This is a genomic window from Lysinibacillus sp. NPDC097868 (assembly GCF_044761135.1).
Taxonomy (GTDB): domain Bacteria; phylum Bacillota; class Bacilli; order Bacillales_A; family Planococcaceae; genus Lysinibacillus.
Genome location: NZ_JBIWBS010000001.1, coordinates 942,729 through 962,609, shown reverse-complemented (window position 1 = coordinate 962,609; position 19,881 = coordinate 942,729). Strand labels below are relative to the sequence as shown.

The 19,881-nt window shown below is 36.5% G+C and carries 19 protein-coding genes; all 19 read right to left on the bottom strand.

Translation table 11 applies throughout. The annotated features are described in order from the left end of the window. Positions 1 to 81: 81 nt before the first annotated feature. Positions 82 to 1,308 carry a PoNi-like cognate immunity protein gene (locus ACIQXJ_RS04550; RefSeq protein WP_403050158.1) on the bottom strand — a complete coding sequence of 409 codons (1,227 nt, stop codon included), beginning with the start codon at positions 1,306 to 1,308 and terminating at the stop codon, positions 82 to 84. Positions 1,309 to 1,335: 27 nt separating this feature from the next. Beyond that, the gene (locus ACIQXJ_RS04545; protein ID WP_403050155.1) at positions 1,336 to 2,202 is read right to left on the bottom strand and encodes a hypothetical protein; all 867 of its coding nucleotides are present in this window, start codon (positions 2,200 to 2,202) and stop codon (positions 1,336 to 1,338) included. 469 nt (positions 2,203 to 2,671) lie between these two features. Continuing rightward, a complete protein-coding gene (locus tag ACIQXJ_RS04540) occupies positions 2,672 to 3,094 on the bottom strand; it encodes a tetratricopeptide repeat protein (RefSeq protein ID WP_403050152.1) in 423 nt (140 codons plus the stop codon). A gap of 11 nt (positions 3,095 to 3,105) precedes the next feature. Then, a complete protein-coding gene (locus ACIQXJ_RS04535) occupies positions 3,106 to 3,522 on the bottom strand; it encodes a hypothetical protein (protein ID WP_403050149.1) in 417 nt (138 codons plus the stop codon). Positions 3,523 to 3,535: 13 nt separating this feature from the next. Continuing rightward, positions 3,536 to 4,819 (bottom strand): hypothetical protein, encoded by a 1,284-nt coding sequence (locus ACIQXJ_RS04530; protein WP_403050146.1) that lies wholly within the window; start codon positions 4,817 to 4,819, stop codon positions 3,536 to 3,538. Beyond that, positions 4,819 to 6,348, bottom strand: a complete 1,530-nt coding sequence (locus tag ACIQXJ_RS04525; RefSeq protein WP_403050144.1) for a contractile injection system protein, VgrG/Pvc8 family — start codon at positions 6,346 to 6,348, stop codon at positions 4,819 to 4,821. Before ACIQXJ_RS04525 ends, ACIQXJ_RS04530 begins: the two co-directional genes overlap by 1 nt. Before the next feature lie 33 nt (positions 6,349 to 6,381). Beyond that, on the bottom strand, positions 6,382 to 6,789 hold the full coding sequence (locus ACIQXJ_RS04520; protein WP_403050141.1) for a DUF4280 domain-containing protein: 408 nt from the start codon (positions 6,787 to 6,789) through the stop codon (positions 6,382 to 6,384). Positions 6,790 to 6,879: 90 nt separating this feature from the next. Then, a complete protein-coding gene (locus ACIQXJ_RS04515) occupies positions 6,880 to 7,437 on the bottom strand; it encodes a serine protease (protein WP_403050138.1) in 558 nt (185 codons plus the stop codon). A gap of 24 nt (positions 7,438 to 7,461) precedes the next feature. Continuing rightward, positions 7,462 to 8,592 (bottom strand): pentapeptide repeat-containing protein, encoded by a 1,131-nt coding sequence (locus ACIQXJ_RS04510; RefSeq protein ID WP_403050135.1) that lies wholly within the window; start codon positions 8,590 to 8,592, stop codon positions 7,462 to 7,464. A 23-nt stretch (positions 8,593 to 8,615) separates the two neighbouring features. Then, positions 8,616 to 10,040 (bottom strand): hypothetical protein, encoded by a 1,425-nt coding sequence (locus ACIQXJ_RS04505; protein WP_403050132.1) that lies wholly within the window; start codon positions 10,038 to 10,040, stop codon positions 8,616 to 8,618. Then, positions 10,037 to 10,723 (bottom strand): hypothetical protein, encoded by a 687-nt coding sequence (locus tag ACIQXJ_RS04500; protein WP_403050129.1) that lies wholly within the window; start codon positions 10,721 to 10,723, stop codon positions 10,037 to 10,039. The genes ACIQXJ_RS04505 and ACIQXJ_RS04500 overlap by 4 nt, the downstream gene beginning before the upstream one ends. 27 nt (positions 10,724 to 10,750) lie before the next feature. Next, on the bottom strand, positions 10,751 to 11,524 hold the full coding sequence (locus tag ACIQXJ_RS04495) for a DNA and RNA helicase (protein WP_403050126.1): 774 nt from the start codon (positions 11,522 to 11,524) through the stop codon (positions 10,751 to 10,753). A gap of 46 nt (positions 11,525 to 11,570) precedes the next feature. Further along, positions 11,571 to 14,219 (bottom strand): molecular chaperone, encoded by a 2,649-nt coding sequence (locus tag ACIQXJ_RS04490; RefSeq protein WP_403050123.1) that lies wholly within the window; start codon positions 14,217 to 14,219, stop codon positions 11,571 to 11,573. Between the two features lie 24 nt (positions 14,220 to 14,243). Next, positions 14,244 to 14,939 (bottom strand): iron-dependent peroxidase, encoded by a 696-nt coding sequence (locus ACIQXJ_RS04485; RefSeq protein WP_403050120.1) that lies wholly within the window; start codon positions 14,937 to 14,939, stop codon positions 14,244 to 14,246. Further along, positions 14,930 to 16,207, bottom strand: a complete 1,278-nt coding sequence (locus ACIQXJ_RS04480; protein WP_403050117.1) for a normocyte-binding protein — start codon at positions 16,205 to 16,207, stop codon at positions 14,930 to 14,932. The genes ACIQXJ_RS04485 and ACIQXJ_RS04480 overlap by 10 nt, the downstream gene beginning before the upstream one ends. A gap of 1 nt (position 16,208) precedes the next feature. Beyond that, positions 16,209 to 17,849, bottom strand: a complete 1,641-nt coding sequence (locus tag ACIQXJ_RS04475) for a serine/threonine protein phosphatase (RefSeq protein ID WP_403050114.1) — start codon at positions 17,847 to 17,849, stop codon at positions 16,209 to 16,211. Between the two features lie 26 nt (positions 17,850 to 17,875). Then, positions 17,876 to 18,715, bottom strand: a complete 840-nt coding sequence (locus ACIQXJ_RS04470; protein ID WP_403050111.1) for a PP2C family protein-serine/threonine phosphatase — start codon at positions 18,713 to 18,715, stop codon at positions 17,876 to 17,878. Between the two features lie 6 nt (positions 18,716 to 18,721). Beyond that, entirely contained in the window at positions 18,722 to 19,249 is a 528-nt protein-coding gene (locus tag ACIQXJ_RS04465; RefSeq protein WP_403050108.1) for an FHA domain-containing protein, read from the bottom strand. A gap of 39 nt (positions 19,250 to 19,288) precedes the next feature. Further along, positions 19,289 to 19,867, bottom strand: coding sequence for an FHA domain-containing protein (locus ACIQXJ_RS04460; protein ID WP_403050105.1), 579 nt, complete (start codon positions 19,865 to 19,867; stop codon positions 19,289 to 19,291). Positions 19,868 to 19,881: the final 14 nt, after the last annotated feature.

Here is a 19,881-nt window from a genome sequence, read left to right as displayed (position 1 = left end):
GATCCTTAACAATACTCGATTGAGTCAAAATTATTGTTAAAGTCACTAAAATAGATTTTCACTGATTTCTAATCAATAAATTTACTTTACATCTTTAACAGTAACTTCATACATTTCTTTAACATTTTCATTTACTGGTATCAATGCGAAATAATTCTGATCATTATTTAATATAAATTGAACTAACTTTGTTTTTGTGTTCCACTCATTTTTCATACTCGAAAAGTAATCATCTAAATCTTCTTTATAATCCAATTGCAATATATATCCTTTTACGACCATTGCAAAAACAATTAAACTTCCCAAGAGATTTTTTTGCTCATTCTCTTCTTTATAATCTTGAATTAAGAACCAAATTTGGTCTAACCCTATCGTTTGTTTGTATTTTTCATAGAAACTACTATCATCCATAACCTCATAATCATGTATCAATTCATTGACAAATGAGTGCCATATTGGTGGAATAACCTTTTCCAATAAAGGATTATTTTCAATTCCTTCTATTATTTCAAGTTCCTCAATCTCTTGTTCATTGTCGTAGTCACTGAGAAAAATCTGCTTGAATTTCATTGAATTCTTGTAATGTGCCAAGTAATATGGATAGTGATTATTATTTATTAGGCTTGTATCATCAAGTTCTAGTATCTTCGCTAGTGCTGCGGATTCAAAGCTCCAAAACCCTACATATCCAGGCTCTTTATGTGCATTTTTCCATTCGTAATCATAATGACCTTTAAACCATTCTTTCTCCATATACGTTTGTAATCTTTTAGATGCTTCTTTCTTATCGGTTTGCGCAAGTTCTATAATTTCTTTTGTTTTTGAATATGGATTTTCTTTATAATAATCATTAGTGATTCTAGTATGTCCGATATTACTAGCATATAATAAAAAATCAATCACTGAATCGCTTATTTCTTTTTTCTCAACCACCTTACTTAATCTTTCTATATTCTTTTTATCCGTTTCTAATAGGATTCCTAAAGAAATCGTCCAAAGAATACTTAAATATCCAACTTCCCTAGTCCCTGTATGCTCTAAATCATAAATTGCATTATGAAAGTCTTCTTCTATTGCACTAATATCTTCTCCTAAAGAATATTTCGCCCTAATATCTTCCATCTCATATTTAAAAGTCCTTAAATAACTCGCTTCTATACGACTTTTATTGTCTTTGGATTTTCTTTGAATACCATTTTTGGTATCCTCCTCTAAATTTCTGATATCCTCCCTATTTTCAGCTATAAATTCTTTATGATATTCAATTCCTTCTCTACATTTTTCTTCTATACATAGATGATCCCTCATTATTTTTATTTCCTCCTTGCCTCTAAATCAAGGCCATTCTCCAATTATTTCACCCTTAGCATTTAACCTATATGTTATTACATTTCCACTATTATCGACTTTTGATAATACTCTTTCAACTTCATCTTCATCCAATGCTTTGGTGATTTTATTTGCTAGTTTTTGATCACCACCAACAGCTTTCAAAATTCTACTTTTTTCAGTTTTCGCACCTGTCAACCAATCGTTTGACATTTGTGGTCCATCTTTCGTTTTGCCTAATTGGGAACTACCAAACTTCGCCTCATCAATAACATATTTGATACTTGAATTCTTATTCGCATTTTCATATAATCCGTCAATCCCTTTTACTATTTTATCATTAATGCTTGTTGGTGCCCCTCTACCTATTGGCTTTAAATCATATCCAGCGGCTTTTATACTTTGGTTGTTTAATAAATTATCACTTGAAATTATTTCACCAAAATTACCTTTTTGTTTGTTAGTAGCTTTATCTGCATTAAATTCGTCGACACTTACTTTTTTAGGTTCAGCGTTGGAGCTATTCGATGGCTTTGGATTTGACGATGGTGTATTTTTCCCTGCTGTTCCCGCAGATTTATTAGCGTTTTTAACACCTTCGGCTATATCCTTCGTTGCATTAGCACCTTTATTTATCCACTTTCCAGCTGTTGCTGCATTGCCCGCCACTGGAATCATTGCTACAAAGGAGAGGCTAGCGTTCAATTTGTCGCCCCTTGCCGCATAAATAATGCCATACAAGCCATCCGCTACTTCTCCAACAACCGGGATGAGCCCTGCGAGATCTAGTCCTACTTGGAGCGTATTTAACAGATTTTTAGGTTGTACGGCATTTTTTATTGCTTTGGTCGTTGCTTTTGCGGCTTTTTTCATAGAAAAGCTAATCTTGTAGCTACAAAAAATTTAAACCATTTATTTTGGGATTCAGTATGTCTCATTAAAAAACTATATAAACTTTTAGTATTAATCTTAAATCTCTCAGATATCATAACTAGTGTTCTTCTTCTCGTTAAAATAATTATTTTCACTCTAATTAAAAAATGCAACGTACGGAATATCTAATAAATGTGTAGAAATCAAGTTGAAAACAAGCAAAATTCTGTAGTAAAAAATAATCAAAAGACAAGTATAAAAACGTAATTTATAACTTTTTACTCCAACAAATGTTTATTTAAATAAAAAAAAGGTGAACTTATCTCTTCTGTAAGCTCACCACTTCAATTTCTAATGCTCCCTAATTCAGTAAATATAAACTGGTTCTAGTTATCAAATATTCTTATAATATTAATATCCTTAATATTTAATAAGTATTCAAGTGTTTTAACCTATACCATTTTTCACTTTAACTTTTAAAAAATTTGAGATACTTAGTATTCTTCGGATTTCCAAAACATCTACCCTCTGATTTATTATTAGCAATGGTAAAAAAATCTTTTGCGGTTTCTAAATCACCTAATTCAAAAGCAACTTTTCCTGCTATAAATTCCTTATCACCAGAATCTATTCTTGCAAATCCAGTTAAAAATATTTTTTCTGCCCACTCTTTTGCTTTTGTTAAATCATTTACCATAAAACAAGTCGCGATTAAATCTTTAACTAAATGGTAACTCTCTTCACAATAAATACCTTTTGGATTAGGTATTATATCCCAAGCCTTTTCTAATGACACAATTGAATCATTATATTGCCCATTATGAAATTGTTCATTGCTTTTTTCCAAAAGACTTTCAAATTCTTCTTTTTCAGGTGATTGTAAAATAGCCATATAAATCCTCCTTAAATCATATCTTTTATCAATTCAAAATATTTATCATCTTCATTAAAAAATATTTTATATCCATCTAAAATGTAAGCTCTTAACAGATACTCCTTAGCTTTATCAAGCTCACCGCATTCATATAAACTCTCTCCAAGTCTCAATAAAATAAATGGATTTGAAATACCATCTGGACAGTTTAATGCATTAAATAAATTGCTTTTTGCCTTTTCATACTCACATTCTAAAAAATAAGTATCTCCTAATGCAGTATAAATCCATGTACTTGTTTCCCAATTGTTCTTCGGTAATGGAACCAAATCCAGAGCAGCTAAATAACTACCTAATGCATTAGTAATTTGTCCACTTTTAACAAAAGTATTACCCTCATTACATAATTGTACGATTTGGTCATACACTTGATCGTTAAGTTCCAATATAAATTTCCTCCTAATAATTATTTATTGGTGGCAAGTAAGTTTCATTTAACTTTGCCCCTGCGGATCTATTTAAACTATAATGATCTAATACATAATTTTTGGAATTTAACATCCATTCTCTAACTTCTGGTGACTTCGCTCCATAATATCTTCCTGTACTGTTCCACCATGAAACCGCATCAGTTAAATGAGCCATATCTGCCTGATCTATAGGATACCACTTATCATCACTTGCCATAAATTCTTTTTCTCCATCACGTGTTGTACGGATTTTGGGTGGGATTTCATCTTCCATTCTCTTTATTACTTCTTTACCCGTTTTGGAGCCTTTTCCAGGTGTACTACCCATATATTCCAAACGTCTAGAGATGTCCTTTGGTTCAGGTAAACCCATTTCTTTGTTACTTGCATACCCTCCATCAGGACGATGCCATTTTCCATTTGCATCTTGATAATAGCCTTTAGGATCTTTACCCGTACCCTTAGTCGCCTCAGCAGGTTTACTATCTTTTGCAGGTGGTTTGGAACTATTCGATGGCTTTGGATTTGACGATGGTATATTTTTCCCTGCTGTTCCCGCAGATTTATTAGCGTTTTTAACTCCTTCGGCTATATCCTTCGTTGCATTAGCACCTTTATTTATCCATTTTCCAGCTGTTGCTGCATTGCCCGCCACTGGAATCATAGCTGCAAAGGAGAGGCTAGCATTCACCTTGTCGCCCCTCGCAGCATAAATAATGCCATTCAGGCCGTCTGCTACTTCTCCAACCCCCGGGATGAGCCCAACTACATCTAATCCAACTTGTAACGTATTTAACAGATTTTTAGGTTGTACAGCATTTTTTACTACTTTGGTCGTTGCTTGTGCTGCTTTTTTTACTGTTGGCAGTACTTTTTCTTTTATTACTTGCTTCGTCTGTTTGACTGCGGTCTTTATCTGTTGTTTGGCTTGCGACACAACCGCCTTTGTTTTCTGAACAACCTTTTTGGTTGTCAGTACAGCTTTTTTTATGGCACTCTTTGCCCGTTTGACTAATTTACTCTTAGACAAACTATTTTTCAGCTTGCGTGCTTTGGTAAAAAATTTACCCCACTTTTTCTTTTTCTTCTTTTTTTTCTTTTTCTTCTTTTTATCAGATTTTCGTTGTTTCTTCTTCGTTGAGCCTTTCTTATTGGAGGACTTTTTGGAACTCTTTTCTTTTGACCCTCCGCTCTTTCCTTTTTTCTTACTGCTCGGGGAGCCTACTTTTGGAATCATCCCCAGCAAACTCCCCGCTAATCCTAATAGACCCATTAGGCATCACCCCCACCAACAGGAATCATGCCCATCACATCTAGGGCTGATTCGAGGTCTGCCTCCTCTACCTGTGTAGCGACTGACACAGGGGCTTTGCTGGATCCTTCCATTGTGACAACCTGTCCCTGTATATCCGTATTGCCATCAAAAACAATACTACTTGAGCCGCATGTGAGACGCATCGATTCAGCTGCACTCATGGAAATACGCTTTCCCGAAAAGGTGATTGTATCATTCGCCTTGACTAGCAGGGATGGAGTGCTTTGCACGGTGATGCCACTATCTTGATGGAGCTGAAGAAAAACCGCCCCATCCTTGGCAGTAAATGTCACGGACTGAGGGTCTAGCTTCATTTCCTTTCCTTTCGGCGTCCCCCAGTAAGACGTTTTCGGATTAGCCGTTTTTGGGTTGCTATCGCCACCTTTACGTACACTATGCCGAACAACCGCTTCTTCCTCCCGATGTGTCGGGAAAGCAAGGTGGACACAATCGCCTTCCTCTGGCGGACTATAAAAACCACTATGTCCCTCTGCAGAATAAGATGTCGCTAGGGGAAACCACGTTGCCTCTTCCTTTTTTTGTGTTTCATCAATACTAAGGTGTAATCGTACTTGATCCTTTTTAACATCTAATACTGTTCCTTCAATCGCTGTACCTGGCAATAGGTGAATACTTTGTCTGTCTTGACGTATGCCTTTTTCGAACAGCAGATGATATTCATAAGTAAGGATGCCTTGCTTCATGCGGGCGATGGACTTCGCTATGACAAGCTCCTTGCCTTGAAGCTGAACGCAATCACCAAGTTTCAACGTTTTTCTAGATTCTATGACGTAAGCTACTGTTTTCTGTTCCACAATGGGCCACTCGATGTCATTATGCTTTATATGTAAAAACTTAGAGCGATCCTTTAAAATTGTATAATTGGCCACCGACAACTTTTCTATGCGACCTTCCGGTAAGCCGAACCAAAATTTTGGGTTATCAGCATCCACTGCTGCGACTAACACAGTACGGAAATGGGAAGCCATACGCTGTAAAAATTGCCAATCGGTCTCCTTATATTGTAATATAAATTGCTTGATTGGAGTAGCATTCGTCACAGTATCAATAGCATCTGCACCTGAATAACCCTCTAATACCTTTTTTAACATAACCTGATACGTCATCTTATCATGTTGAAAAGAGCGGTATTTTTCTTTACAATCCATGGAAAATGTTAATGAAACTGCTTCAAGTTCAATTTGATATACACCCATTACCATGCGTATAGCCAGTTCTGTTACCTGCCCTTTAAAAAGTGCCTGCTGTCGTTGCCCTTTACGCTTTTCATAGAGCTCAATTCGATCTGTACTACTGGCAAGCTGCATACAACTATCTTTTTGTTGTGCAGGGATAAATCCTGTTATTAATAACCTTGCATGGTCATTCACCGTTTGGGTTAACGTGAGATTATGCAATGTTTGGATTTCATAGGGGGATACGAGTTCAAGCTCACCGTATCCGATTACTTCCTCGTACGTGTTCACATGAATTCCCTTCTTTCCTCAGGGGACAATGGCTTATTCTTGCCCATCATCTTCTACTTTTATCGTTCCACAATACATACACATATTAATAGATTGACTAATTAACGCTGGATGATTTTCGATTAATTGATCATCCTTCCCATTAATCCAAGGCATCGTGATTACAGGTGTACAGGGCATTGGCTTTAAGACTCCGTTATTGGCGGCTGTGGCTGCTGCAACTATAGGGTTAGTTAATGTTTGACATAAACCAAATGGTTGAATATTGATATTGGGCTTAAAATCCATCGTATTCATTTGAGCTTTATTTTTCGTATAAACGCCATGGCTAACAGGCATTTTTAAAATACTTGTTTGATCGCCTTGTGAGCAGGATAATTTGGCACCAGCGACAACATAGCTCCGTTGGTCGCCGCCCTTTGTCTGCATTTCTTCCGACATTGGAAAACCCTCCCTTTCTATGCGTAAGGTGTTGCAATTTTTACTAAATGTGACTCCCATACAAACACATTTACTTAAAAAAGATTTAAACTAATTACCTACAGAAAGTATGTCGTTCCATCTACCTTCCGTTTGTATTTTTTGTAATCGTATTCCCCTCAAATCTCTTCGAAGAATACTCTCTGCTAATTCAATATTGACCACGATATAATTCTCTTTCATGCCCTCTATTTGAAAGAAGGTATAAGGAGTAGCTTTTGCCTCATCTATAACAAGCTTCTTCAACGTTCCATCCAGATGGAATTCAGTCTGGGATGAAAGACAAGGAACTTTTGGTGGAATCACAAGCCAGTATAACGTTTGCATTGATTTAGGCATATCCATGAGTACAACAGCTTTAAATGGCGTACGTGGCTCATATTTCTCCACTAACTTTTTTAGAGCATCCGAAAAGAGCGCTATTGGTTTTTCTATAAAATCGATATACAGCATATCGTTCTTTTCTAGCACTGGAAATTGGCGTTCTAGTTCCTCTAATTCTTCCATTCTATCTAATGTTAATAACTCTTTTTTTATCACTTGAGCTATACCAACTGGTTCAACAGCATTTGAGATTCGCTCATCCTGAGCTAAAATAAAATAGTTCATCTTTGAGTCTCCTTTTCGCCACGTCTACTTCCAAATAACACTTGCTGTCTGAAAGGGATCTAGAGTTAAATGTTCTTTTGACTCCATCGAAAAAATAGCCTTTTCTAAATTAGCTCCTGCGAATTGTGTATTCCTTACATTTGCTCCAATAAAGCAGGCTCCTCGTAAATTCGCTAGCTCAAAATTAACTCCTTCTAAGTTTGCATCTGTAAAGCGTACTGGTAAATAACCTGGTATTTCCCACTTTTGACGATTTAGAAGACCACTTGCTCCTTGAACCTGCTGGAAATTAGCTCCCTGTAATTGACAATTGCTAAAATCTGCCTCATGGATTAAGCTAAAGCTTAAATCAGTACCTATAAGTTGACTATCTCGCAAATTGGCTCCAATCAGTAGACAATCACGCATTTGGCAGTTTGTTAAATTCGTTTTCTGGAAAAATGCATAACGAATGTCTATACCACTATAGTTGCCGTTCGCTAAATTTAAACGGCTAAATACCTCATATGGATATTCATCATCTAATTTTTCTTCTAGCCATGCTGTTATTTCTTCAATATCCTTCGATGTGAAGTCCTCGCTGTACACGACTTCATTAATATCCATAAACTCACCTATACGTATTTCGACAGCCATATCCCGCTCTAGCGCTATATATTCAGGACAACGTATAATATCCGGAAGCGCATATCTAGCAAGGCTCAAGACATATTGATGAAAATGATGGGCATCTTGAAGCTTTATACGCTCAATATCTGCTTGTGAAATGGCGCCCATGAAAGTTTTACTGTATAAACTTAACTCTTGGATGTACTGCTCTAAAAAATAATGAGCCCAGCCCGCATCATACGTATTTAAAAGTGGACGAAGATCAAAAAACCATTCATCGTCAGTTCCTTCTACTAGGTAATAATGACGACCTTCTAGTAACTCTGTGCGAAGCATTGAAAACGTGATATGTGCAATTGGCCCTTTTTGATGTAATGATTGCTGCTGTCCTAGTTCAAGACATACTTTTTGAAAAGATTTTCTAAATTCCTCGGCAAGCTTATCTTTGGAATCTTGAAAAAAATCTTCAAGCAGTAAGAGATATTTCAACCGTCTTTTTTCTACTTCTGTATCATAAAAATGCTGTAAAACTCCCTTTGTCTGCATAAAATACTCCTTCCTATATTCTTCTAATTTGCCTTTACTTCTTTCCCAAAAATTTGCACACTACCATTCATTAGTATTTTACTTTCTTTGCATTGCAACGAAATTTCTTCCTCCGCAGACAAAAGAATGTTTTTGCTAGCATTCACTGTAATATCCGCTTCGGATATGAGCTTAATTTCTTTTTTACTATAAATTTCTATACCACTCTCTTCATTTAAACGAATATAAATATCACCATCCTGTGCGGTGATAAGTATTTCAGTTGGACTTAATTTTATTTCTTTGCCAAAGGCTGTCCGATAATATTTGGTCGATGGATCGTCTAGCTTGTTAGTGGCTGTTGTCTCTAAGTTTTTTCTTATTGAGCTGTTGGCAATGCCCTCTTCCTCACGCTGTGAAGGAAAATAAATGTGAACAAAGTCATTGATTTCAGGCATACAATACCAGCCACTATACCCCTCAGCTGTATAGCCAGTTGAATAAAGAAACCAATGGGCCTTTCCTTTATCCTGCTTATCATCAATTGCTAAATGTACCTTAATATGATCTTTTGCGACTTCTAACACTTTTCCTTCAAGTGATAATCCCGAGATTGCACTGTTAAATATTTCACTTTGATTCATGCCATTTTTCGTTGAAAGTGTATAGCAATGTTTCAGCAATCCATCTTTCATTGCTGTATAAGCTTCATAAATATAAAGCGTTTGATTATTAAAAGTGACATGATCCCCTATCTCTAGTACTTGATCGGTTTCTACCTCATAGTAAAGGAAATCATGCTCTTCCATTCCTTCATTTCCATTCTCTGTATAAACAAGGTAGTCTGCTAGTTTTTTTCGAGTAGTATAATGATAATCTTCTAGCTTACCTTTAGCTCTTCCAGCAGGCACACCAAAATGAAACTTTGGCTTATCGAAGTTTACGGCTGGAACTAGGCCGGTATTAAAGCGGGAAGCAAGCCTCTTTAAAAATTGCCAATCCGTTTCTAAATATTGGAGAGTGAATTTCGCCAATTCCCTTCCATTAGTAGCTTCATCTATAATATCTAGACCTGGATAGAAGGGATTAAAGAGTTTAAAGAGAGCTGAGTAGGTCATTTCCTTATCCTGGTAGGAGCAATTTTTCTTTTTAATGTCTAGCTGATATGTGTTCGAGGCTGCCTCCACCTCAATATAATAAATGCCACGAACTGAATGTACCTGAACATCCAAAATAACACCTTTAAAAAGTGGTGTAGGGACACCGAGTTGACTAAGCTGATTTACCTCAATGGCAGTTCGTACCTCGGTCATCACTACATATGTATCTCTAGATTCTTCAGGCACAATACCAGTAAAACGTAATGTAGCATGTTCATTCATTTTCTTTACAATGGTTAGGTCTTGAATACTGATAAGATTAAAAGGTTGAATTTGTACATTATGATAAGCTGTCACTGCAACACTCATACCAATGCCCCTCCATTTCTTCTAATAGGAGCAAATTGCAAGGATTCCATCATAGCCCTCGCAATCGGACGCCAAGTTTCAAGATCATCCTCCATACAATTGAAGGTTCCAATAAGTGCTAGTCCTTCGATAGAGGTAAAAAACATTAAGTTAAAAATATCGCCATCTATAGCAGGTGTTATAATCTCTAAAAAGGCAACTGTCTTTTCGTCAATTGTCAGGACGTCCGTGTCTAGCCAATCTGCTGAAGGTTGAGCTTGTTCAAGAATATCAATCATATTTTCTTGAAAAGCAGCAACTCCCTCTTCCTTTAATCGATGTGGAGTCAAGTTGAAGGCAAGATTAATCGTGGAAGATTCATCTGTATAAATAAGATTTGGTCTTCGCTCTGATGGGTACTTTAGGGATGCAATTTCAGTAGACATTATGAAAAAAAGATTTGGCATACGTATCGACACTTTGCCATCCAATAATGACTGGACTATCACCTCTACCTTCTCATCATCAATTATTATGGAATCTTGATAGATATTTACTTTTTGTAAATCCTGTTCCACCTGCTCAGAGGCTTGCTCAGGCTCCTGTTCCTTTTTTAATGCTGCTTCTTGCTGAGCTACCTCATGTTGCTCCTGCTCTCTCATTTCATTTCTAAGTGCAATAATTTTTTCATCTAAAAATTTCATCCCACTCACCCTCCAACTGAATTTTAGTTAATCAACTATCATACGCTTCGGTCGACCTGGACTCTGTCCTACTAAACGACCCCCATTCTTTGATTCAGATAATATACGGTTCAAGTATTTATGAATTTGACTATTCGTTAGCGCTTGATCGTCTAGCTCTAGACGATTGCAAATATAGAAATCAATCGTATCCCGTTGCACCCGCTCCTGATTGATGCACTCCATGGCGAAGGCAATATCATACGTATTGGTTGGTCGATTTTTTAACAGCTCACGTGCAAAATATTGCAAAATCAATGGGTGGTATGTGCTTTTTTGTAAGCCTGCATATTGGCAGTGAAGATAATTCACTGTGTTGAATTCAGTGGCAAAGTCGAAAAAATCGGTATGCTGTGAGCGCAGTTTAGCACCTAACTTTAATTTAAAGCGCGCTAATTCTAGCTCATTATGTGCAAGCTCAAGCGAATCGTCTAAGACAATCTGTGATTTGTGTTTGCTAAAATCTAAGTCATTTACTTCTTCTGCAAATCGTACTTTTAAGATCGTCTCATTTCCTGTTGCTTCATAAGGAAGCTCAAAGCTATTCGTTAGCATATAAAGTCTGCCATTATGCTTCATAATGCCGTTTGAAATGATTAGCAGTGTATCCGCTACAACGATATTGACTCCAGCAATAATGCCATTTGAATAATCTTGGAAATAAATATCTAAAAACTCTCTTGGGTAATCTCGTAAATTTTCCAGCATTTCTCGCTTTAAAATGCGACCTTTTTGAAAATGTGGATATTGATTGGCAAACAAGCTGTCATCCACCTCTATTCTTGTTTTTCACTTTTGAGCACTTTCTTTACTTTAAGCCGTCAAAGAAATCCAACTCTGATAAATCGGTTTCAAAGGCAAAGAATTCCTTTTTGCCGATATACAGTTGTTCTTCACGTCTAGCAACAGGGACGACATGGAAACCCCAGTGATCTTCTCCTGCGAAGACAAAAAATTTCACTTCCCCATTCATAATGGAATCTGTCTCGTCCTGTGGAATTTTATGTTGATAATTAGTCGCTATATTGTCATAAAGAACAGGCACATACTCTTCCTGGCGATTAACGTAATTGTATTTATAGGATGATTGATTGTCGGTACCTGTTAGGAAGAATTCAACTTCCGTTACACCCCATGGACGGGAAATCGTACCGTGAATTTGATTGAGTCTTTCTAAGCTACTAATAAGTAATTTTTCCTGACGATTATGGGTAAAGGCACTTACTGCATAAGGTACGACAGGTGCATGATTCGTCACGGTTGTTTCAATCATGCCTATCTTCTTGGCATTTAAATAGCGAAGTGCCCCTCTTAGGCAAGCTAGCTTTAACTCTGGCACTTTCCCAATATTTTCAGCCTTCTGTCTAAATTCAATGCTTCGTCCTGGTACAAACTCCTTTAAAGCCTCGCGAAAAGCATCAATTTTACACGATTGGCCTGTGAGCTTAATAATGGAATATTCGCTGAGTAGTCCGTTCTCATAAAACTCTTCCAAAAACTCTCGTACAATATCATAAATATCAGCTTTAATCAGATGGTTAATTTCCTTAATATTAAAAAAGACGTTCGGATAATCATAAACATCTTTGAATTGATTGTTTTCTACTAATGATAGGCACCATCGATCAACTGCCGTTACATTCAAGTCACTGTCCTGTTGCAGATCGTTTTCTGAATAAAAACGGCTCCGTAAAATACCTGTTTTGCGGAAAAACTCTTTCTTCATTTCCTCTGCCATTTCCCATAAGAAATAATAATTATTGCGGACACGTAGGTATTCATCTCGTGTGCGATTTTCATATTCCTTAAAGCGCGTCGGAATAATATACTCGGCATCTGAAAAAGCTTTTTCAAATTGCTCGTAAACAGCTTCCACACCGTGATCGTCTACATATCGATAAATATCCTTGCCTGGAATATCAATTAATGCATCAATGTCATAAGCATTTTTCCCTCGGCTATAATAGTTTGCAAAGACAATCTTCATAAATTGGAAAATACGATATGTAATATTGTTGCCACCAAAATTGGTATCACCATTTTCATAGGTTGTATGAATATCGATTTTGTATGAAATATGCCCGTCCTCTATTCGGAACTTACAGGAGGAAAGATCTGTTGTGCCACCACCACAGTCAATGACGAGTGCTTTATATTCCTTTTCATCCAAAAAGCTATTATTCTCTATTTGATTGGCGATAGTATTATAAAGAACCGCCATCCCTTCATCGAGTGCATGCTCTGTTTCGATAGTGTATTCAGGTAAAATCGCCTGGAACATATCTAAAAATTGTGTTTTCAGCTTTACAGGACTGGATATATGTAAATGCTCAAAGCGACATTTAAATTGATGCTCTGCCATGCGAATAATATAAAGCATAAATTCTCTTAAAATTTGGCTTCGTGGTACAAGTACTGTATTGCCGTTTGCATCCATTATCTCTTCTGATTTTGTATAGTTACTTACCCACCGTTTAATGCCTTGGAATTTCGTTGCTAATGACGTATAGCTATTTTTTTTCATCATTTTTAATGCTTCATAGCCGTAGTAATAGCTCACTTGGTCTTGATTTGAACAATCTGCCACTGTCATAACCGTCGGAACAACTTCAATCCATTCATGTTGGTGTAGCGGGTCTGGAAATTGCACAAAATTGATGCTGTTTAGCTGAATTCTGTTATTTAATAAATCATGGCTACAAGGTGAGGAGACATAATCACTTTCTAAATAGACACCAGCGGTTGTATTCGTCGTGCCAAAGTCAATAGCAAGAATAGCATTGGTTGTTTCTAGCTGTTTAATCTCTAAATCTTGTATTGGTACTTTATAGTAGTGAAGGTTAGTTGGCGGAAGTGGGGTCTCCTGGTAGTAAGTTTTATAGATATACTCTGAATCTTGCTTTCTTAAAAAAATAAAACTGTAGTTTTTATTTTTTGTCTTTTGAATCCCTATTGCTTCATCTGCAACAAAATAATATTTGTTAGGGCGCTGGTCATCTTTAATGACATTCAGGATGGCGCAAAGATCCATTTGATCATTTACGAGCAGTACATTCGATTCAACAAGAAAACCTCCTGTTTCAACATAATACTGATCTGGCTTATCCATTTTCATACCGCTATATAAACTCATTTTGGCAGGGATTTTTATCTCACCGTTGTCTGACATCGGTGTTTTTAAATAGTTTTGCATAGCTGCTTCGACTCTTTCAAAGCCCCCATCTTTGCTTTCTTTAATTAGCAGGTTTTCTTCCGCCCCACGATATCTTATAATCTTGTCGATTAACTCATCTCTCGTTAGTGTATTAATAAGCCCTGTCACAAGTTTTTCCTTATAACAAATATTTCGAAGCTGAAATGTGGTCATCTCCATTAACTCTACACGTGTAAATGTCATATACTTCTTTTCTGCGAAGCGATTATTAACATTCAGCTTATATGAATATTTAGTCGTCATTCCGAAGCCCTCCTTTTGCTCTGTTTAGTAAAGAGCTATCCGATCTAGCTGCATTGTTTGCTCAGCATCAATAATGCCGAAGTGATATTGCCAAAAAACCTCTAATTGAAAACCAATCGGCAAAAAGATTTCTTGTATGAGCTGCACTTTCTGCTCATTTTGTTGTGACTTCTTTTGACTGATATAAATAAGGAGCTCATCCTGTTCCTCCGATTTTATATAGATCAGGCAACCTTTAAATAGCCTTCTAAACGTGTCCTTTAATAAGTAAATTTCTTCACCTGTCTGGTACAGCTTTAGCATGTTTAGTACAACTAGTTCTTGCTCTTTTTTTGAAAAGGCATGAATATTATGGCGCACCTCATTGCCAAATACATTGGATTCGATATCTCTTAATATAAATCGAATGTAAAATTCTTTTGTGTTCATTCCTTGCATCCGATCAATTTCAGCTAAAAAATGCAAGACGATGTCGAAAAAGTATTCTCTAAACGCTATGTCTTTACGATTATCTGGGTGAAAAAGGTTGTTAAAAATGCCAAAATAGCGGTAATACGGATTCACATCAACGTGCTGTTCAACAAACTGAGCATTTAATAATGGAAGACTAAGCTCCATATAGGGCGAATACGTTTCAGCAAGGTAAAAATAGATATCCTTTTTTGAAAGGCCTTCATCCTCTGCTTTAATAAGCAAATCCCAAATATAATTCATTGCCATACACCTACACATTTAAATTCGAAGAAATGTCGTTGTACTTCTGATACTAAGAAGCTCAAAATATCATTTGCTATGAAGTCCTTTTCCACCTTCGCCTTAAACTTTAAAAGCATTATTTTTTTGTAGCTATTCTCCCCTAACATTTCTGTTATGAAAGGATTCGCAGAGTAAGTAAAGCTTGCTTCTAAAAACGAATCTACTATTTCAACATCAACAAGCTCAAATCTATTTGCCGCCTCGAAGGTGTTAACCATCCTAATAATTTCACCCTTCGTTTTGACATTTGCAGAATGCTTCCGAGCGAATTTGGACATAAAATGCTCTATTCGTCGATTAGATACAAGCTTATAATGTAACTTGCCAATCTTCTCTTCTTCCATTTTTACAATTTTTATTAGCTTCCAAACTCCTGACTTATCTTGTGGTGAAACAACTGTTAATTCATTGTCTGTCCGTTTTATGTAGCGAACATTCTCCTCATCAGCTTCTACAAGATAGCCATGTTCACTTCCCATTTTCCGAATGGAAAGGACATGCTCATAATTGACCTTATCGATGGCAGGAACAGGGAATCCAACATTTTTGACCTCATGACGTTCGATATTCCATAGTGGCACCATATTCAGTCGTTTTTTTGGCTCATATTCTTGTAAATCAACAATAATATCAGTAATTTCAGCTTCCCCGTTTAGAGGTGGACATTTCTCTAAATTCACATCAAAAAACTTATAGGCGAATGGATGATTAATAGTTTTCCATGGCAATCCATTTACTTGAAAGATCGGATATAGCTTGTTGATTTCTTGCAAGTAGTCCGTATTTCTTGTAAGACTAACCTGAATCTCTATTGGTCCTTCTGTCGTAACAAGGGTTCCATTAAACAGCCGTTCTTCAGCTAGTAACTGCTGAATTTGTACCGAATCACACGCCAGAAATAATGTATACAGTACGGCTTGTTCATTGCGTTCTAGCGATTGAAGCAATTTATTTATTTGAATAGTTTTTCTTTCTAAATCAACTGGTCGCATCGGAAATAAATATTGATGAATCGGATCAATATCCTCCTTAGAACTTAGCGTTACGTATATATCAAACCGATTCTCCACATCTTCAATTTCATTAAAAACACGCTCTTCAAGCCTTTTATTCATTTCCTCTTGATAGTCGATTAAATTTACAAAAACGCCACTTACAATGTCTTTTAGTAGTTGACGTTGCTCCAAATCCTCAATTTTGCGTAACCGTTCAATCATGAGCTCTTTTATCAATTTATTTTCCCTCTTTCATCACTTCAGCATCAGATGGCTCACCGCTTGCTGCCCCTCCCTCCGTAGGAAGTGCTGCTTCAAATGACGGGTCGATATCAGCAGTTTGAGGAGTAGGATTTAATTTATCATTGGCATTCATAATTTTTCGCTCTAGCCCTAAAACCTTTGCGATTAGTTCTGTTTCCTGATAAATTTCCTGAGCCAAGGTGTAGGATTCAATTGCTTTCTCGTAATCTAGACGCGCATAGCTTTGATCGCCATTTTTTTCTAAGCCTTCAGCCTGTAATTCTTTTTGTGCTTTTTTCAATTCGGCAATTTTAGCTTCTGTTTCTTCAATTTTAGACTTTATTTGAGGCTCGCCAGTATAGGCGATTGTAAGAGCTTTTTTTCTTGCTTTTTGATAGTTTGCAAGGGCTCCATTGTAATCTTCTGCATCAAATTGAAAATCTCCATCCTTCACTGTTTCAGCAATTTGTACAATGGTATCCATATTGGCTATTCTTTGTTCAGTTACTTCTTTTCCAAAGTTTTTAATGAGCTTGCCTTCTTTTTTAGCCTTTTCGTATTGCTCAAGGGCTTCAGTAAATTTCCCCGCTTCGGCTGATTTATCTCCATTGATGATTAGGTCCGTAATTCTTAATTTTTTAGCGAGTAAATTTCTATGTATTGTATCCTTCAATTTTTTGGCCGCATTTCTACCTTCACTGTATTCCAGAAGCGCCTTTTCATAATTAGCGTCTTGGAAATAAAGGTTTCCACTCTTTTCATGATCCTTCATCTCAACGGTTAATTCCGCCATTTTTTTCACTTGCTTTGCCTGATAAAAAATAGTACCGCCACCAACGACTAAAGCGACGACTAATGCAGCAGCAACCATTTTAATGTATTTCATCTTTTTCTTATTCGTTTCCTGATAAACCTTGTTCACAAATATAGCAGCGATTGTGTAATTATTTACTACTTTCCTTTGCCTACTTAAAAGCACCTCTTCTAATAAATCAGTGTATTGCGCAGGATCTTTCGTCTCCTCAAGAGCATCTGCCATTTCAACCTCACTGACATCTTCCCAAAAGCCCGCTGTACTAAGCACTAATACATCGCCATCAATTAACTTCATTTTCTTAGAGACAAATGGTGTAAAATCATTCGGCTTACCAAGATAATTGAGTAAGTTGCTTCTTTCCTCATGCTGGCTTATATCGAGCGAACGATCCCTACTATTGACGATTTCCTGTGCTAAACTTTGGTCAGTGCTTTTATACGTTAAAGTGCCATTTCGAAAATGGTAAAGCCGCGAATTTCCTGCGACGGCAACGATCATTTTTGAATAATCTGATACAACCATTACGATACTAGCCTTCAATCTTACCCTTAAGCTTTGAGCTTGAAGAATAGCTTGGGCATTTTTCAAATACTTATTAATAGCTCTTCTGGACATTGTCGGCTTTTCCATAAATTTTTCGAGAATACCTTTGACTGCTAGTTCTGCACTATTGATTTCTTGATCTGAATCCAACCCTTTTACCGCAACCCAACAAGCAACATCATCTAGCTCAGCATAGGCAAAGTAATCTTTATTTTGCATAAAAGAGCCTGCTTCCGATAGAAAGCTTGTTTTAAAGTCGCTGTTTTCCTTTCTCATCATTCCACCTCCTTAACATGAACCGATTACCATGTTTTTTCTAAAATTACGATTGTTGCATTGTCTTGATTTTTTAAACGTTTTTGTTCAACAGCTTTAATAATATTTTGAGCTATATCATAGGGAGGGGCATGCGAAGAGAGCATTTTTTCCATTTCTACTTCTGTTAACGTATCGTAGACACCATCACTAAATAAACAGACCTTGTCACCATTTCTTAGCTGAATAGGTTTCTCCCCAGTATCTAGATTCTTGAACCCTTCATATCCTAAATAGTTGATCAGTCTCTTTTTAAGTGGGTTTTCTTGCACCTCTAGCTGAGAAATTTCCCCTGAAATATAACGCTCCTTTAATACTGATTCAAAAATATGCTTTTGATTGATTGCGATGAATTCGCCATTTCGAAATATCGAAATAACGCTATCTCCAACAGCTCCCCAATGTAAGTAACCATGCTCATCAATAACGGCTGCTACTAATGTAGTTCCGCCATTAGAACCATTTAAATTTTCGAGGATCATTCCATTGCTTGTTAAAGCGGTTTCCTTAAAATAAGACTGGATATTCGCTATACTAGTAAGCTTCATAAATTTATGAATAAATGTCGTAACAGCAACCGTACTAGCCATTCTGCCATTTGCTAATCCACTGATGCCATCAGCAAGAACGGCCATCGTGCCAACGGGTGTTTCCACAGTCGAAAAATAATCATCCTGTTCGTCTCTTCTGCCAATCGTTTGTCCATTTCCTATTGCAATCTTGTTAGTTTCTTTTTTTTGCATAAGTATTTTGCGCAATACGAGCAAAGCGATGATAACAATGATGAAGGCAAGTACAATCATGTAAGATAGTAGTGTCTGATCCATTTTTTATCATTCCCCGCTCTGGTTGTTTTCCCATTCAAAATGAACACCACATAGAGGAATAAATAAAAACATACTTGTACCTAGTTGGATAACATCGTATGCTGCTAACTCTGTTGGTGTATAAACCGCTTCATTATTTAAATAAGCTAAACCTGATGCATCTCCAGGTAGCAAATAGAAGTTTCTTTTTTTAGGATCATAGACAATGACTGCATGATTGCGTTTTGAAATGCTATTATCGCCAATGATGCGAATATGCATATCTTCTGCTCGTCCGATAAAGTTCTTTTCAGATAAAATTCGATAATCTCGTCCCATTGGAGGACCTTCAATGCAAACTAACCACCCTGTTACAGGGTCAATCCCATCCATTTCCCCAAGATAGGGCATCGTTTTATCATCTACTTCTGCAACAGCAGTAGCCGTACTCGTTAATCTTGGTTCTTGCTCTACCATGACATTACAATAGGGACAAACATTTCTATGTCTTCTCGAACTAAACATGTGACCATTCGTACATCTAATCAAACTCATATTGTTATCCTCCGTCTTTGTTACGAATTTAGCTTCTCTTTATTTTGCTAAAATTCTAGTATTTGCTATGTATATAATATCTCCACTATTTAAACGATAAGGGCTTTCCTGTTTTAAACTACTTTTCACTCGCTTATGCGCTTTTTTAACGCCAACCCCATTAACAGAGTCAATGTCTTCTATGTACCACATACCGGATACACAATTTAAAACAGCATGCTCGTAATTAATTAGCGATTCGTATTCAGTGCCATTTAAATCTATATCTACATCTTGTTCGGTTGAGCTTTTCCCAATCAGCAATGAGGTTTTCCCTTCTAACAACCATTCTTCTATTTCTGCGCCACGTTCATTGAGTAATACAATTTTTCGAATGTTCGTATCTGTAAATTCATAAATTGTCTCTTTTGCTTCGTATTTTATTAATCCATAAACAAGGGCAAGGATGACTATCATTGTCCCAATAATCGTTTTCAAAAGAAAATTCTGATTCATAACAAATACATATAAAATAAAAAAGAAGGCGATTATCACAATGATGATATCGATAATTTTTATCATCATTTGGTTTTTTGCATTGTGCGTGTTTACTTCCATTGCATTTTTTATGTCATTCACGAAAGCATTCTCCT